The organism is Limnohabitans rimovensis (SeqCode) (assembly GCF_965234775.1).
In the GTDB taxonomy this organism is placed as follows: Bacteria; Pseudomonadota; Gammaproteobacteria; order Burkholderiales; family Burkholderiaceae_C; genus Limnohabitans; species Limnohabitans rimovensis.
This window is the reverse complement of sequence record NZ_OZ248562.1, coordinates 174376-190005: the sequence shown is the minus strand read 5'-3', so window position 1 is coordinate 190005 and position 15630 is coordinate 174376. Positions and strand designations below refer to the sequence as shown.

At 53.5% G+C, this 15630-nt stretch carries 14 protein-coding genes and 1 pseudogene; 4 read left to right on the top strand and 11 right to left on the bottom strand.

The genetic code is table 11. The annotated features are described in order from the left end of the window. The 4 genes and pseudogenes from AC8GFZ_RS00950 (at position 1) to AC8GFZ_RS00935 (ending at position 3328) form a co-directional block, all read left to right on the top strand. Positions 1-771, top strand: a complete 771-nt coding sequence (locus AC8GFZ_RS00950) for an oxidoreductase (RefSeq protein WP_506641426.1) — start codon at positions 1-3, stop codon at positions 769-771. A gap of 11 nt (positions 772-782) precedes the next feature. Beyond that, positions 783-1787, top strand: coding sequence for a glycosyltransferase family 2 protein (locus AC8GFZ_RS00945; RefSeq protein WP_506641424.1), 1005 nt, complete (start codon positions 783-785; stop codon positions 1785-1787). A 53-nt stretch (positions 1788-1840) separates the two neighbouring features. Beyond that, positions 1841-2161: pseudogene (locus AC8GFZ_RS00940) on the top strand (glycosyltransferase); the annotation flags it as partial. Between the two features lie 180 nt (positions 2162-2341). Continuing rightward, complete coding sequence (locus tag AC8GFZ_RS00935) at positions 2342-3328, top strand: tetratricopeptide repeat protein (RefSeq protein ID WP_506644274.1); 987 nt, start codon at positions 2342-2344, stop codon at positions 3326-3328. Positions 3329-3381: 53 nt separating this feature from the next. On the opposite strand, the gene AC8GFZ_RS00930 is transcribed toward AC8GFZ_RS00935, so the two are convergent. The 11 genes from AC8GFZ_RS00930 to AC8GFZ_RS00880 form a co-directional block, all read right to left on the bottom strand. Then, positions 3382-4218 (bottom strand): flagellin N-terminal helical domain-containing protein, encoded by an 837-nt coding sequence (locus AC8GFZ_RS00930; RefSeq protein ID WP_506641422.1) that lies wholly within the window; start codon positions 4216-4218, stop codon positions 3382-3384. Positions 4219-4307: 89 nt separating this feature from the next. After that, positions 4308-5150 (bottom strand): flagellin N-terminal helical domain-containing protein, encoded by an 843-nt coding sequence (locus tag AC8GFZ_RS00925; RefSeq protein ID WP_506641421.1) that lies wholly within the window; start codon positions 5148-5150, stop codon positions 4308-4310. A gap of 23 nt (positions 5151-5173) precedes the next feature. After that, a complete protein-coding gene (locus tag AC8GFZ_RS00920; RefSeq protein ID WP_506641419.1) occupies positions 5174-6007 on the bottom strand; it encodes a flagellin N-terminal helical domain-containing protein in 834 nt (277 codons plus the stop codon). Between the two features lie 23 nt (positions 6008-6030). Beyond that, positions 6031-6909, bottom strand: coding sequence for a flagellin N-terminal helical domain-containing protein (locus tag AC8GFZ_RS00915; RefSeq protein WP_506641417.1), 879 nt, complete (start codon positions 6907-6909; stop codon positions 6031-6033). Between the two features lie 139 nt (positions 6910-7048). Further along, positions 7049-7429, bottom strand: a complete 381-nt coding sequence (locus tag AC8GFZ_RS00910; RefSeq protein WP_506641415.1) for a flagellar protein FlaG — start codon at positions 7427-7429, stop codon at positions 7049-7051. 141 nt (positions 7430-7570) lie between these two features. After that, complete coding sequence (gene fliD, locus AC8GFZ_RS00905; RefSeq protein WP_506641413.1) at positions 7571-9076, bottom strand: flagellar filament capping protein FliD; 1506 nt, start codon at positions 9074-9076, stop codon at positions 7571-7573. A gap of 57 nt (positions 9077-9133) precedes the next feature. Beyond that, entirely contained in the window at positions 9134-10057 is a 924-nt protein-coding gene (flgL, locus tag AC8GFZ_RS00900) for a flagellar hook-associated protein FlgL (RefSeq protein ID WP_506641411.1), read from the bottom strand. A gap of 14 nt (positions 10058-10071) precedes the next feature. Then, positions 10072-13284, bottom strand: a complete 3213-nt coding sequence (gene flgK / locus AC8GFZ_RS00895) for a flagellar hook-associated protein FlgK (protein ID WP_506641409.1) — start codon at positions 13282-13284, stop codon at positions 10072-10074. Continuing rightward, on the bottom strand, positions 13277-13762 hold the full coding sequence (locus tag AC8GFZ_RS00890; protein WP_506641407.1) for a rod-binding protein: 486 nt from the start codon (positions 13760-13762) through the stop codon (positions 13277-13279). Before AC8GFZ_RS00890 ends, flgK begins: the two co-directional genes overlap by 8 nt. Before the next feature lie 16 nt (positions 13763-13778). Further along, positions 13779-14921, bottom strand: coding sequence for a flagellar basal body P-ring protein FlgI (locus tag AC8GFZ_RS00885; protein ID WP_506641405.1), 1143 nt, complete (start codon positions 14919-14921; stop codon positions 13779-13781). Positions 14922-14946: 25 nt separating this feature from the next. Then, positions 14947-15630 carry a flagellar basal body L-ring protein FlgH gene (locus AC8GFZ_RS00880; protein WP_506641403.1) on the bottom strand — a complete coding sequence of 228 codons (684 nt, stop codon included), beginning with the start codon at positions 15628-15630 and terminating at the stop codon, positions 14947-14949.

Sequence of the window (15630 nt, the reverse complement as noted above, 5' to 3'; positions counted from 1 at the left end):
ATGCTGAACAACCAAGTGATGGTGGTGACTGGAGGCGCTGGCTTGTTGGGCCAAGCGTTTGTTCGCGCCATCGTTGCCAACCATGGTGTAGCTGTGATTGCCGATGTCCATGCAGACAAAGGGCAAGCGGTGTGTGCCAGCATCTCTCAAGAACTGAATACCGACAAGGTCAGTTTTGTGCAGGTGGACATCACCAGCAAAGACTCCTTGCAAAGCGCCATCCATTCGCTGCAGAACCAATACGGCAGGATCGACGCCGTGGTGAACAACGCTTACCCGCGAAATGCACAGTACGGCCGCCGCTTTGAGGATGTTGAATACAGCGACTTCTGCGACAACCTAGGCCTGAACTTGGGTGGCTTGTTCTTGACCAGCCAACAATTTGCCCAACACTTTCAAAAGCAGGGGCACGGCAACATCATCAACATCGCATCGGTGTATGGCGTCATAGCGCCTAAGTTTGAGATATACGCCAACACCACCATGACCATGCCAGTGGAATACGCAGCCATCAAGTCTGGCGTGATCCACTTGACCGCCTATATGGCTAAGCTGTTTAAAAACCAAAAGATTCGCGTGAACTGCATCAGCCCTGGCGGCATCTTGGACCAGCAGCCTCTTTCTTTCTTGGACGCTTACAAAGACAACTCGTTGAACAAAGGCATGTTGGATGCGTCTGATTTAACCGGCACTTTGGTTTTTTTGCTGAGTGAAAACTCACAATACATCAATGGACAAAACATCGTTGTAGACGACGGGTTTGTTTTGTAAAGGATTTTTCTATGGCTTCTCCTGTTTTTACCGTTGGTATTCCTACTTTTAATCGTGGCGCTTGCGCCAGGAAACTGGTGACAGAGTTATTGCCTGTGTTACCCGATGGAGCATGCATTTGGGTTTCTGACAATGCGTCAACCCGAGAGGCTGAAGATTACGATGCCATCCGTTTGCTCGCCTTGAAATATCCGCAAAAAATAACTTATACGAAAAACGAAACGAATATTGGTTTTGCAGGTAATCTTTGCGAGTTATTAAAAAATTGTCCCACCGAATGGTTGATGCTATGCAGTGACGAAGACAAACCCAACCCCGCATATATTCAAGAACTTATTGATCTCGGACCTAATTCAGAATTGGGCTTTTACCGAGGTGGCGTAGGTTCTGACGGTAGCTATATTGGTAATTCATGCAATTTACCAAAAGTAAAACTTGTTGCCGGATTAAAAGCACTCAATGGCGCCGGATACCATTTCAATTATTTGTCTGGAGTTGTTTACAACTGTAGTAATTTAAATCGATTACAGATTATCAATGCATTTTTGGCTGGTGTGAAAAATCATCTGGCCTACCCCCATCTGTATTTGGATACGTTGATAACCGTTAAGTTAGACGTTCAGCTTTCCGATACTCTTTCCTGCTGGGAAGGCGCACCAGACAATGGGGCTGGACAGTTACCCTCCGAATATCTTCCACCCTATACAGTGGGTTGTAGGCTTGATCAATTTTGGGCAACACGAATCGGAGTTTTTGAAGCTCTTGATTCAATTTCCAATCAATTAATTCTTGACGATATAGTTAACACATATGTATTGATCTGCGAAAAATATATGCGGCTTTGTATTGAGGTTGATGGTGCGATATTTAATTCACACGGCCTTGAAACCGCTGAAATCGCTAGATCTGCTGCTTCGTTTATGAAAGCTGCCATTCCGAAATCTCAAGGTTACGAAGTTTATTCAAAATGTCAATGGGCCATTGATAAACTTCTTGCAAAACGGCTGCAGGCTTGATAAAAATTTTTGAGTGAATCACAGTGCTCAGCACACTACCACTCAGCGTATGCATGATCGTGCGCAATGAATCCCACCATTTGCCAAAGGCGCTCGCTTCGGTCAAAGGCTTTGCTGCTGAAATCGTGGTGGTGGACACGGGTAGCACTGACGACACCGTGTCGATTGCAAGCGCCATGGGTGCCAAGGTTTTGCACTTTGCTTGGACAGACGACTTTGCAGCTGCGCGCAATGCAGCCCTTGAAGCAGCCACACAGCCTTGGATTTTGAGCCTGGACGCCGATCAACAGTTGGCCAGCGACAGTACGGGCGCATTGGCCACCGCCTTACAGCGCAGCGATTGCATGGCGCAAGTGGTGACCATTGATTTGTACGGCCCTTCCACCCTTAACCCCGACCCTACCGTGGGCAAGTCTGCGGTCGAGCTTGCCTTCAAATCGCTGCGTTTGTTTAGAAACCACCCCCAAATACGCTTTTCGGGACCGGTGCATGAAGACGTTTCTACAAGCTTGCTCAGTCTGGGCCAGAGCCATTGGCCAGACTCTGGGGTGGTGTTGGCAGACCACGGCTATGTTCAAGCCGAGGAGCGCGACCGCAAACGCCAGCGTAACTTGCTTTTGCTGCGTCGCGTGCACCAAGAACAACAGAATGAGATTTTCCCAGCGTATAAATTGGCCACCACCCTGCTGCACGCACACCCCGAAGAAGGCCAACACATCCTGGAAAAAGTGGTGAAGCTCATCAATGACTTGCCCAGTACAGAATGGTCTGGCTTGGCTTATCTGCCAAAGCTGGTGGCGGCAGTGGTGGACATGCGGCGCGGCCAAGGTCGGCTGGAGGAATCTGCACTTTGGTGCGCAAAATTACATGCTGTGGTGGGCGACCCCTTGTGCTTTGCCACCGGCATGGCCATGGCAAATGCTGGGCGCGCTGATGAGGCTGACAAACTTTTGAGGCGGTATGTAGAACAATCCCATTCCCGCAAACATCCATTGATGGAACCTGCCCATAACGAACAAGCTGTCTCCGCTTGCCTTGCCTTGGCTGGTTTGGCGAGAAAAAACAAACGGCCCGAATTGGCGCGGGAATGGTTACAAAAAGCCAGAGCGCTCGCAACCGAGACTGAGCAGCCCGATGTGGACTGCGAAAACGTCGAAATCGAATTGAGTGTGGGCGATCTGTTGGCTGCCACCCAGGCCATCGAACCATTGCATCAAAAAGTGTCTCAGCACCCCAGTTACATTCCGAACCTGATGTATTTGTCTGCCAAAGTTGCTCAAGCATCGGGCGATAACGCCACAGCAATAGAGTTGATTAAATCGGCATTGGGCTTGAGCGACGACCGTGCTGCATGTTTGTTGGCCAGCTTAGAGATTGAAGCTGGCGATGTAGATACAAACCGGCTAGAGCACCACTTTCAAGCCATCATGGGGCAATCCTTTGATACCTTAGCCGTTAAGCTCATCATTGGCCGCGCACTTGAAGTGCCTTTCTCTCACGATGTTCCGTTGGCAACCCTTGCCATGCTGGAGTCCAATTAAAAAAGCCCTTGCTAAAGAGCAAGGGCTTTTTTCACCTAAGCTTCTAGGTGAATTTACCTTAGCAAGGCCAACACCATCGACGGCATTTGGTTGGCTTGCGCCAGCATGGCCGTACCTGCTTGTTGAATGATTTGCTGCCTTGCCAAATCACTGGTGGCCTGCGCGTAGTCCGTGTCAGTGATTTTGCTGCGAGACTCCGTGGCATTTGCAGCCACATTGCTGAGGTTATCCACTGCATGGGTGAGGCGGTTGATAGAGGCCCCCAATGTGGCACGTGCCGTGTTGATCACTGTGAGCGCCGTATCCAGGTCTGGCAGAGCGCTGGTCGCACTGGCTGCCGCACCAATGCCCGCAGTTGTCAAACTCAAAGCACCCAGACCCATGCTGGTCACGGTCACCGTCATGGTTTGCGCAGTGTTTCCACCTACTTGAAAAGTGATGATGGACGTGTTGCCAGTCCCGCCACCAGCGCTGCCATTGAGCAGACCCAAACCATTCCACTGGGTTGTGGTTGCAATGGACGTGATTTGTGAAGCCAGAGCAGTGAACTCGGTACTCATCGCACTTTTTTGGGTAGATGAATACGTGTCGTTGATGGCCAAAACAGCTAGCTCACGCATACGCTGCACCAAACTGGAGGTCTCTGACAGTGCACCGTCCGCTGTCTGCAGCATAGACATCGCATCGTTGGCGTTTTTAACAGCGGCATTCAAGCCATTGATCTGCGCTGTCATCGTGGTAGCGATGGCAATACCAGCCGCGTCATCAGAAGCGCCATTGATGCGTTGACCGGTCGACAGCCTTTGCATGGTCTGCTGCATGTCGCGAGAATTTCTGGTCAGCGCATTGGTGGCTGTCAACGCATTGACATTGGTATTTATTTTTGACATTTTCTCTCCTAACAAAAAATGGTTGGCTGCTAAAGCTCAGCAGCCAACCCATTAAGTGCCAACGCTTTTGGCGTTGGTTGAAAGGTGGCTTACTTCAGCAGCGACAGCACCGACTGCGGCTGCTGATTCGCCTGAGCCAATATCGCAGTGGCCGCTTGTGCAATGATTTGCGTTCTGGCCAGCTCGCTGGTGGCTGCAGCGTAGTCGGTGTCTTCAACCTTGCTGCGTGAGTCAGTGGCATTCTGCTGAACGTTGGTCAAGTTATCAATCGCATGCGTCAAGCGGTTAATCGTTCCACCGATGGTTGAACGGTATCCGTTGAGTTCACTGAGCGACCCATCGAGGTCAGCAATGGCCGACGTGGCGGCCGCTGCAGTTGTAATGACATCACCTGTCACCGAAAATTCTGTCAACGCCATCGAAGGAATAGTGACAGTCAGTGTTTGTGCGTTATTCGCACCCACTTGAAAGGTATAAACCGAGGTAACAGTACCGCCAGGAGCTCCACCACTTCCAGCCAACAAATACATTCCATTCCACTGGGTTTGTTGAGCGATTCTGGTGACTTCTGCACCCAACTGAGTGAATTCAGTCGACATGGCAGTTTTTTGGGTGGACGAGTATGTATCGTTCACTGACAACACCGCCAATTCACGCATGCGCTGGAACATGGTGCTGACCTCGTTCAATGCACCATCTGCAGTTTGCAGTTGTGAAACGCCATCGTTGGCATTTTTGATGGCAGCGCCCAAGCCGTTGATCTGCGCTGTCATGGTCTCACGAATCGACAAGCCAGCTGCATTGTCAGATGCACGGTTGATGCTCTTGCCTGTGGACAGGCTTTCCATGACGTTTTGCTGAACACGGCCATTTTTATTCAGCGCATTCGAAGCCATCAAGGCTTTCACATTGGTGTTGATCACATTACCCATTTTTTACTCCTGTTGTACTGAATTTATTTCAACAAAGACAAAACATACTGCGGCTGCTGATTGGCCTGTGCCAAGATGGCTGTGGCCGCCTGGGCGATGATTTGTTGCCGTGCCAAATCACTGGTGGCGCTGGCGTAGTCGGTGTCTTCCACCTTGCTGCGCGAATCGGTGGCATTGGCTGCCACATTGGCCAGATTGTCCAAAGCGTGGCTGAGTCGGTTGACAGCTGCACCAATGGTGGATCGCTGTGTATTCAAAGTGCCAATCGCCGTATCCAAGCTGGCAATGTTGGATGTGGCACTTGCTGCAGTCGTAATGGTCGCACCTGTCAGTCCATATTGAGCCAGTGTTTGAGAAACAATTGCTACTGCCATGGTTTGGGTGGTATTTCCACCAACCTGAAACAGAAAGCTACCAGTTCCACCATAAACACCACCAGAACCCGAAAGTAAATCCATGCCATTGAATTGGGTGTTGGCTGCAATTTGGGTGATTTGCGACGCCAACGCAGTAAATTCCGAACTCATCGCCGTCTTTTGTGTTGACGAATACGTGTCATTCACAGCCATCACAGACAATTCCCGCATGCGCTGCAGCAAGCTGGAGGTCTCTGACAGAGCACCATCCGCTGTTTGCAGCAATGAGATGCCATCGTTGGCGTTTTTGATGGCGGTATTCAGACCCGTGATTTGAGCCGTCATCGTCTCTCGGATGGACAAGCCAGCAGCATCGTCCGATGCGCGGTTGATGCGCTTGCCCGTGGACAGCTGTTGCATGGTGTCTTGCTGAGCTTTGCCATTGCGACTGAGCGCATTGGATGCGCGCAATGCATTGATATTGGTGTTGATAGAGGTCATTGATGACTTTCAGTTGGTGTTTGTTACTTGAGCAATGACAAGACCGATTGCGGTTGCTGATTGGCTTGTGCCAATATCGCAGTGGCTGCCTGCGCAATGATTTGCGTCCTGGCCAACTCACTTGTGGCTGCTGCATAGTCGGTGTCTTCGACCTTGCTGCGTGAATCTTCTGCGTTTTGCGCCACATTGGTCAAGTTGTCCACAGCATGTGTCAATCGATTGACCATGGCACCAATAGTGGAGCGCTGCGTATTCAAAGTGGTGAGGGCGGTGTCCAAGCTGGCGATTGCCAGTGTGGCACCAGCCGCAGTAGCAACCGATGCACCAGACAAGCCACCCAGGGTTGTTGCAGTTGGTGTAGCAAGGGTAGCGCTGGTAATGGCAATATTAGCAATGGTTACTGCTACGGTTTGTCCGTTATTGGCACCCACTTGGAATGTAAATCCACCCGTTGAGCCTGCACCTGTGTACAACCCACCTGAACCATTCAAAATGGCCATGCCGTTCCACTGAGTTTGCGTAGCGATACGGTCAATTTCAGATGACAGCTGGTTGAACTCAGTTGCCATGGCTGTTTTTTGGGTGCTGGAGTAGGTGTCATTGACTGACAACACAGCCAACTCACGCATGCGCTGCAGCATGCTGGAGGTTTCATTCAAGGCACCATCGGCAGTTTGCAACATGGAGATGGAGTCGTTCGCATTTTTGACGGCTGCATTCAAGCCATTGATTTGCGATGTCATGGTCTCGCGAATCGACAAGCCAGCTGCATTGTCAGAAGCACGGTTGATGCTCTTGCCTGTCGACAAGCTTTCCATGACGTTTTGCTGAACACGACCATTTTTGTTCAGCGCATTGGAAGCCATCAAGGCTTTCACATTGGTATTGATCACATTACCCATTTTTCACTCCTGACTTTGCGTTTTCTAAAAACTCAGCACTTGTTCACTGAGCATCGGCTGTTTCTCGAAAACAGAAAGAGGTTTTTATCTTCCCGTTAGCAAATGATTCGACTTCTGTTTTTATTACTTGAGCCCGTATTCACATCTTTTCGTTGAAGATGACGCCTTTGAGCGAATCAATGCTTTTGGCCACCCGCAAAACTTCTTCCGAAGGAATGGTTCGAATCAATTCCCCCGTTTGGGTGTTGTGCACAGTGATCACTGGGCCCTTGATGTGGGGGTCCATTCGGAACCCCAGTTGTTGATTGCCCGCCTTGGCCTGTTCGTTCAACTTGGATATCGCCTCTTTGACCAGCTTTTCTTGCTGCTTCACATCCAGCATCACTTCTGCTTTGGCAGGGACCTGAATGCTTTGAGGCTTTTGAACGGCAGGGGTCTTTACAGCTGCCGACTCGGTGATCTTTTCTGCAGAGCGCACCGGAGTGGCTGCAGGATCGATTTTTCCAATGTCATTGACCATGGGTTTCTCCGTTTTGGCAAATCAGATGGGCTTGCAAGGGCTGGCAAGCAACCCTTCATGACCAATGATTCGGCACGAGAAACGCTAACTTGAGTGTTGAAGAACACTCTTTTTGAAATAAATTTTATTAAGCTAATTTAATTAACTATTGGACTTGCTCATTCCCTCGAAAGTGCTTTTCAAGCTGGCTTTGAGCGAATTGTTACTACCCACCATGCTGTCCATGTTGGCAAATTGTTTTTGGTACCTGAGCAACAAAGCATCCATGCGGGTTTGCAGGTTTGCCAGGTCTTCTTGATATTTCTTATTTTGAGTTGTGGCGTTGGTGCTCATGGTCTTCACAGGACCCGAAGCCTTCAACAATTTGGTCAGGGCCCGAGAGCCATCGCCGGCGATGCCAGCGGCGGCCGTGCTGTATTCGCCCAAGTCGTTCATGTTGCCGGTCATGGCGGTGACGACTTCGTCAAAATAATTGGTAAACGCGCTGGTCAGCTTGGCATTGTCAAGCGTCATGCTGCCCGTCATGTCAATGCTGATGCCCAAATCTCGCACGGATTTAATGTTGCTGGTGGAACTGGCCGCGCTGGAATCGGTGAACATCAGGGTTCGCAATTGTTCGCGCACGGTTCGCACCATGGAATCGCCGACCAGGGCTGCGCCATACGTGTCCACCGTCGATTTGGGATCCGACAAGACATTGAGCATGGACATGGCGTCGTTGTAGGCGGTCACCACATCTTGAACCTTGGACATCAAGCCCGAATTGTCACGGGTCAATTCAATCGAAGTGGCACCAACGGCTTTTAAGTTCAAGGTGACGCCTGTCAAAGCATCTCCCACCTGGTTGCTGGAGCGGGTGAAACTAACCCCATCAATATCAAACAACGCGTTGGTTGAGCTTTGCTGTGCGGCGGTAACGTTGACCAGACTGGTCGTTGTACTGTCAGTTAAAGAGAAGGTGTTGGCAGCCCCGGCCTTGCCTGAAAGTACGATTTTGTAGTCGCTTCCGGTATAAACCAATTGAGCCTTGACACCGGTCACAGGCGCATTGCCGTTGATTTCCTTAACAATATCAGTGGGGTTGGTCGCCGCAATGGTTTGCGTACCTGTTGCGCCGGCATACGTGTAGGAAAGGCTCAAACTACCCGTGGTCAAACCAGTGATGGCAGTGGTGGCATCTGAAAACCCCGCGGTTTGACTTGAACCAAACACCGCTCGCTGTGGCTTGGCAAGTTGTGTGATGGTCAGGGCGTGTGAGCCTTCTGTGGCAGTGGATCCTGCGGTAGCGGTCACGGTCGATGCGTTGCCCACACTGGCGACAGCACCATCAAAATTGCGCTCATCTTTCAAGGCATTGAGTGCGTTTTGCACACCGGTTGCCACGTAGGCAATGGCGGCATAACCCGAAATACGCGACTCGTTTTTGCTGATCTTTGCATTGATGGCGTTGGATTTGGGGACGCGCTCGGCGTCCGTCAGGTTTTGCGCCAAAGACGCCACGTCCACACCAGATCCTGTGCCCAAGGCCGTGATGAGTTTCTGCGCGTTGGCACGGTTGTTGGCAGCAACACTGGCTGCTGTGACAAGTGCCGCAGGTACCGCAAAAGTATTACTTGCAGATGTGCTGGATGAGACAGATGTGGCCATGGGTCAACTTTTAAGGTAGATCAGTCTTATCGACTCATGTCAAACAAACTTGAGCGCTCAATTGATGTAGTTAAAAAGGGTGAGCTTGGCAATCTTGGCAAAGCTGCTTTGGGCCGCCTCCAAGGCGAGTTGGTCTTTGTTCATGCGGGTGATGGCCTCGGTGTAGTCCAGGTCTTGCACATCTGACAGCGTGGATTTGAGGCGCAAGGTGGTTTCGTCAAGCACGCTGTTTTGCATGTCCACCACGCCCATGTCCGAGCCGATTTGGGCCGTGGCGTCGCTGATGCCTTGCTGCAAGACGTCAATTTCGCCCAAGCCGCGCTGCATGTCCTTGGGCTTGCTGTTGGAGATGGCGTCGGCCAAGTCGCTCAGGGCTTGAAAGAAGTTCACCCCCATTTTTCCGCCCTTGCCGTCGTCGCGCACGACGCGCACAAAAACATCCGAACCGGGGGTGTTGGCACTCATGCGCCGGTTGTCACCCACGGGAACTTTCATGCGACTTTGGTCACCTTGGTAGGTGATGTGGCCGCTGGCGTCCAAGGCATAAGGGGTTTGGGTGCTGCGGCTGCCGGCAAACAAGAAGTTGCCGTTGGTGTCTTGCGCATTGGCTTGGCTGAGCAATTGGTCACGCAGCCCATTGATTTCGACCGCAATGGCTTTGCGGTCTGGCCCGCTGATGGTGTCGTTGGCGGCTTGCACAGTGAGCTCTTTGATGCGGATCAGCACATCGCTGACATTGCGCAAGGCCGACTCCTGGCTGTTGAGCCGGGTGTTCATGGTGGTCAAGGTGTCTTGATAGCTTTTTTGGCGCGCCATTTCAGATTCCAAGCGCGTGACGGTCGAGGCTTTGTCGGGCTCGTCGCTGGGCTTGGTGATTTGCTTGCCCGTGGACAACTGCTCTTGGGTTTTGGCCAAGCTGCCCTGCACATTGCCCAGCTGGGCGCTGGCGCGTTCAAAAAAGAGGCTGGTGGAAACTTTCATGGCTTATCCCTTGGTCAGCGCACTTGCAAAATGGAGTCAAACAACTGGCTGGACACTTGCAATGCCTTGGCCGAAGCTTGGTAGGCTTGTTGAAAACGGATCAATTCGGCGGCCTCGTCGTCCAAATTGACACCAGAAATTTTGTCGCGCGACTGCACGGCCTGGTCTTTGACCACGGTCAAGGCCTGCTGGGTGATCTTGGCTTGCTGGGCCAGGTTGCCCACGTCATTGACCTGGTCGATGTAATTGTTGGCCAGTGTTTTGCCACCGGCGATTTTTTTCTTGGCCAGATCGCTCATGGCGATCATGTTTTGGTTGTTGCCCACACCGTCTTCGTTGCCATCGATGGTGAAGCTGTCGCCCACATTGGGGGCAAAGGTGAAGCGCACATCGATGCCCTGGTAATTCACCACGGGTTCGAGCACGCTGGCGTCATAGCTGCGGTTGGCCAGCTCGGTGCCGCTGGCTTTGTCGATCACCACATAGCGGTCCGGGGCGGTGAACTTGACGTCGAGTTTTTGCTGACGCAACTGCACCTGCGGGTCCGACGGTTTGGAGTTGGGGTCCCAACTCGCAGACACGGTGGCACTGCTGCCGGTGCCGGTGACAAACACCAACAAATCGTCGGGAACTTGGCCTTCAATGTAGGCCCCGGTGCGCAAGCCCAGGCTGGCCAGGTTGGAGGGTTTACCACCCTCGCCAAAAGTGATGCGGATGTCGGACTCGCGGGCTTGCTTGAGCACCGCATCGGTCAAGGTAATGGGCTTGCCAGCATCGTCCACAGGTTGGTCGGGCAAGGTACGTGACAATCGCAATTTACCGGCAAATTCGCCAGGCTCAATGCCCAGTACGTTAGGCACTTTGGTCGACACGGCAGGGCCAATTTGGATGGAACGCCCTGGGTAAGGTGGCAAATTGCTGAGCACCAGTTGACCGCGGTCATCAATGCCAGCGGTCACACCCGTGGTGGCCGACTTAGCGCGGATGGCCAGCACCAAACCGTCTACGCTTGGCGAAAACGAGATGGCCACGCCATTGATTTCCAATTGCTTTTCAAACCGATCTTTGCCCACTGAATATTGATAGTCGATGGTTTTGGGGTTGATTTCAATGGTGTTGAAAGCCTCGGCCGTGACCTTGGTGAGCTTGGACTGGGTATTGACCCAGGCCGCAACTTCGCTGGCCGGGTCTTTGATGCGGCCCTGGTCGATGTCGGTGGTGGCGTTGACACTGACCGCGAGGTTGGTGACATTGGTGCCCAAATTGACGGCGGAGAAGACCACCTTGTTGTCCACCGAAGCTGCGCTTGAGAAAGCGGTCAATTGCCCTGAAAAAACAAATTTGGTCGTGTTGGCCATGGTGGTGCTGACCGGTACGCTGGAAAACGCTGCAGCCACTTCGTCGGCTGTGACGTTGGTTTGTGCCGTCACCACCAAACCGCCCACCGTGACCGATTGACCTGTCTTCAAAGCTTTGAAGCTGACCGTGGCTTTTTCGTCCAAGCCGTCCCCCCCGTTTTTGGTTTCAACCGTTGGGGTGATGAAGGGAAACACCAACTCTGGCATGTCCACGCCATTGATGCGAATACCATTTTTGGGAATGATGGTGCCGGGCTGGTTTTGCGCCACACGGCCACCCTCTAAGATGGCCGGATAGAACAAGTCGTCCAAGGTGGCATCTTTGGGGATGAGGGTGGTGATATTGCCTTTGTCATCGAACAACTGTTTGCTCAGCACCTCTGACTTGGCACCGTACAGAACGTTCATACCGCGATAGCCCATCTTGTCGGACTGGTTCAAATACGCATCGCTGTAGGTGCTGTGGGGTGCAAAACCATTGTCGGTTTGCATGAGTTGAAATTTTTCGTTTTCAGGCTCGGTCGGTGGACGGTCCAGTGTGGCACCCAAAATATGGCGTCCGTCACGGGTGAAAATTTGCAACTGCTGGTCACCCGTGGCGTTGTCAATGTAGAAGGTGGCCTCGTTCATCCCTGCAGCCACCGTGGTGACAGGGCTGAAAAGGTTAAACCCCTGCACCACGATGGGCACGCCCGTGGTGGGGCTGGAATTGTTGGTGATGGCCGGATTGCCCAACAACGGCGCGGGTTCGCTCGGCGTAAAGCTCAAACTGGCTTTGACGGTGCTGGTATTGGTTTGTCCCTCGGACACCCGAAACTGGGCCGCGGTGGCAATGCGCATGGCATCATTGAGGGCCACTTTGACACCGGCGGCCTCGTTGGTGACCGACGAATCGATCGCAAACAAATTGCGGCCTATCTCACCATAGCCATCGATGCCACTGGTTTGAACCTTGTTGACCTCGTTGACCAAGGTGGTGGCCAAAAAGTTCAGGCTTTTGTGCGCAGGCTCGAGCACATTGGTGATGAAGCCGGACAAGCCGCCAATGGTGCCACTGGGGATGCTGGCCAGGGATTCGGTGGTGCCGTAGGGGTCGATCACAAAATCGATTTTTCCATTGCTGGTGTCCACACCAATCGGTCGTGCTTTGTCGCCATTGACAACCACGCTTTGGTTGGCCGTGGCACCCAAGCTGACGCTGACCACACCGTTGTTCTCGAACGTGGTTTTCAAGCCAGCGAACTCGGCCATTTGGCGCAGCAGCAAGTCGCGCCGATCCAGCAGTTCTGAGGGTTGGTTTTGCAACCTAGAGGCTTTGCTCAAGTTGGCATTGACCAAGGCCAATTGCTCGGTCAAGGTGTTGAATTGACCCGCCGCGCTGTTGAGCGCTTGGGTGGTTTCTTCGCCAATCAAATCCAACTGGCCAGACAACTCAGCAAAGCGCGAGGCCAGTCCATCGGAGCTGCGCAAAAAACTGCCGCGCTGAACGGTAGAGGCCGGGTCGGCGGCCAAGCTGCTGGCCGAAGAGAAAAACTGGTCCAGCGCAGACGACAGGCCCACGCTTTTGTCGCCCATCAAGTCCATGACGCGCTGGCTGTAGTTGACCAAGGGGTCTTGGCTCATCAGGTCGCTGGTGCTTTTGCGCAAATTGGATTCGGCAAATTCGTCGTACTGGCGCTTGACGGCGGTGAACATCACCCCCGTGCCCAGAAAGCTGTTGGCGGCTTTGGCCGGGGTGTTGGATTGCAGCGCCACGTCTTGGCGCGAATAGCCATCGGTGCTGACGTTGGCAATGTTGTTGCTGACCGTGCTCAGGGCGCGTTGGTATGCAGCGACCGCGGTGCTGCTGATGCTCAGCATGTCAGCCATGGTTGCCTCCCACTGGTGCAGGCAAAGGCTTGATCAAGGGTTTGATCAGGGGCATGGGCTTGGGCTGATCGGTGCCCAAAGTGATGGGCAGTTGCGGCTTGACCAAGGGCATGGGGGTCTGGCCCTTGAGCTTGAGTTGCTCGGCGGTGTCGGCCACTTTGTCTTTGGGGCCCAATTGCCGCACCAGCATGTCGGCCAGGCCCATGGTGTTGCGTTTGGCCATTTGCACCGACATTTCTTTGTCGTACATGCCTTCAAAGGTTTCGGCGGCTTGGGATTCGACCAAATCGCTTTTCATCACATTGTTGGCGTCACGCATGGACTTGAGCATCATTTGGATGAACAAGGCCTCAAACTGTTGCGCGGTTTCGCGCAAAGCCTGGTCGTCGTTTTGCTGGGCCTTGCCACGCAACTCGCCCAGGCCTGCAAAGTCCAAATAGGACCGAGCGGTGGTGGTGGGTGTCAAAGCGTTGGCCATGGTGGGTCAGGCGGCGTTAAATGATGACGAGTTCTGCGCGCAAGCTGCCCGAGCTTTTCAGGGCTTCGAGGATGGCGATCAGGGCCGAGGGCGAGGCGCCCACTTGGTTGACGGCGTCGACGATGTCGCGCAGTTCGGCACCCGGCTTGAACAAGAACATGGGTTTGTTGGGCTCGGCCACATTCAGCTGGGCGTTTTGCACCTCAGCGGTCTGGCCTTGCGACAAGGGGTTGGGCTGTGAGACCTCGTTGGTGGCGGCAATCGCCACTGAAATGGTTCCGTGCGACACCGCGGCTGGGGACACGCGCACCGAGCGGTTGATCACCACCGTGCCAGTGCGGGCGTTGATGACCACCCGCGCTGGCGGTTCGCCGGGAACCACCTCGATGTTTTCCAACATGCTCATAAATGTCACACGCTGGCTCAAGTCTTGAGGAGCTCGTACCGATATAGATGTGCCGTCGATCGATTGCGCCACGTCGGGACCAAACTTTGAATTGATCGCGCTGACGATGGCCGAATTGGTGGAGAAATCGTTGTCGCGCAGGTTCAGCACCAGACTCTCGGCTTTGTCAAACGGCGTGTCGACCATGCGCTCGACGATGGCACCAGAAGGGATGCGCGCTGCTGTGGGCACGCCAATGGCGACTTTGGAGCCCGCTTGCGCCGCGTCAATGCCAGTGGCCGTGACCGAACCTTGGGCCAAGGCATAAATTTCACCGTCCACCCCGCGCAAAGCGGTGAGGATCAAGCTGCCACCGCGCAGGCTGCTGGCCTTGCCAATCGAGGCCACGTTGACGTCGATGCGCTGACCCGGTTTGGCAAACCCTGGCAAATCGGCCGTGACCAACACGGCAGCGGCGTTTTTGATGTCCACCCGACTGGCGGAAGCGGCTTGCTCAAAGTCAGACAAGGGGCCATCGATGCGCACACCGAGTTGCGACAACATGGCTTTCATGCTTTGGGTGGTGAAAGGAACCGAGGCATCGTCGCCGGTGCCTTGCAAACCCACCACCAAGCCAAAGCCAATCAGTTGGTTGGATCGCTGAGAGGCGACCGTGGTCAGATCTTTGACGCGGTCGGCCCAAGCGGCGGGGGTGGCCAGCAAGGCGCTGGCCAATGCCAGGCACAGGCCACGTCGGAATGTGTTGAATTTCATGGGTAGCTTTCAGCCAAACATCAGCTTAAAAGGGCCAAAAGCGGTGCAAGGCGCTGGTGCCCCAACCGGCTTTGGCGGCATTGGCGACGTCGCCATTGCCACGGTAGGCAATTTGGGCATTGGCCAAGCGCAGGGATTGCACGGTGCTGTTGGGGCCCACGTCTTGCGGGCGGATGATGCCGGAGACTTGGATCACTTCAGTGCCTTCGGCCAAGCCGAGTTTTTTCTCGCCGCGCACCATCAGGTTGCCATTGGCCAAGACCTCGACCACGGTGACGGCCAAAGAACCTTTCAAGGTGGCTTTTTGGTCGGCCACGCCCTTGCCTTTGCTGGTCTGGCCAGAGGAGCTGAGGTCAATGCCTTGTAAAAAAGGGCTGATCTTTCCGATTTCGGTGTTCAAACCGGTGGGCAAGCCGGTGTTTTTGGCTTCGCGGCTCAAGTCGGTGTTGGAGGTGCGAGCCGCTTGAGTGGATTCATCGAGCAACACCGTGATGATGTCGCCGACTTGGAAATTGCGGCCCCGGCCAAACCAGGCGTCGCTTTGGCGGTTGCCGTAAATGCCACCCGTGGGAATGCGGTTGGCGTCGCTGGCGAGCGGGTAGACCGGCGCAAAGTCGGGTGAATGGGTGAGGGTTTTTTGGGTCAGATCGGAGCTGGCGCAGCCGCCCAACAAAGCCGTGATGCAAACCAATAAAAGCAGGTATTTCAT

What these genes read in the sequence shown, in the direction of transcription:
- AC8GFZ_RS00925 (WP_506641421.1), bottom strand. Translation starts at nt 5,150, where the DNA reads ATGGGTAATGTGATCAACACCAATGTGAAAGCCTTGATGGCTTCGAAT.
- AC8GFZ_RS00910 (WP_506641415.1), bottom strand. Translation starts at nt 7,429, where the DNA reads ATGGTCAATGACATTGGAAAAATCGATCCTGCAGCCACTCCGGTGCGC.
- AC8GFZ_RS00890 (WP_506641407.1), bottom strand. Translation starts at nt 13,762, where the DNA reads ATGGCCAACGCTTTGACACCCACCACCACCGCTCGGTCCTATTTGGAC.
- AC8GFZ_RS00880 (WP_506641403.1), bottom strand. Translation starts at nt 15,630, where the DNA reads ATGAAATACCTGCTTTTATTGGTTTGCATCACGGCTTTGTTGGGCGGC.
- fliD (WP_506641413.1), bottom strand. Translation starts at nt 9,076, where the DNA reads ATGGCCACATCTGTCTCATCCAGCACATCTGCAAGTAATACTTTTGCG.
- AC8GFZ_RS00915 (WP_506641417.1), bottom strand. Translation starts at nt 6,909, where the DNA reads ATGGGTAATGTGATCAATACCAATGTGAAAGCCTTGATGGCTTCCAAT.
- AC8GFZ_RS00950 (WP_506641426.1), top strand. Translation starts at nt 1, where the DNA reads ATGCTGAACAACCAAGTGATGGTGGTGACTGGAGGCGCTGGCTTGTTG.
- AC8GFZ_RS00885 (WP_506641405.1), bottom strand. Translation starts at nt 14,921, where the DNA reads ATGAAATTCAACACATTCCGACGTGGCCTGTGCCTGGCATTGGCCAGC.
- flgK (WP_506641409.1), bottom strand. Translation starts at nt 13,284, where the DNA reads ATGGCTGACATGCTGAGCATCAGCAGCACCGCGGTCGCTGCATACCAA.
- AC8GFZ_RS00930 (WP_506641422.1), bottom strand. Translation starts at nt 4,218, where the DNA reads ATGTCAAAAATAAATACCAATGTCAATGCGTTGACAGCCACCAATGCG.
- AC8GFZ_RS00945 (WP_506641424.1), top strand. Translation starts at nt 783, where the DNA reads ATGGCTTCTCCTGTTTTTACCGTTGGTATTCCTACTTTTAATCGTGGC.
- AC8GFZ_RS00920 (WP_506641419.1), bottom strand. Translation starts at nt 6,007, where the DNA reads ATGACCTCTATCAACACCAATATCAATGCATTGCGCGCATCCAATGCG.
- flgL (WP_506641411.1), bottom strand. Translation starts at nt 10,057, where the DNA reads ATGAAAGTTTCCACCAGCCTCTTTTTTGAACGCGCCAGCGCCCAGCTG.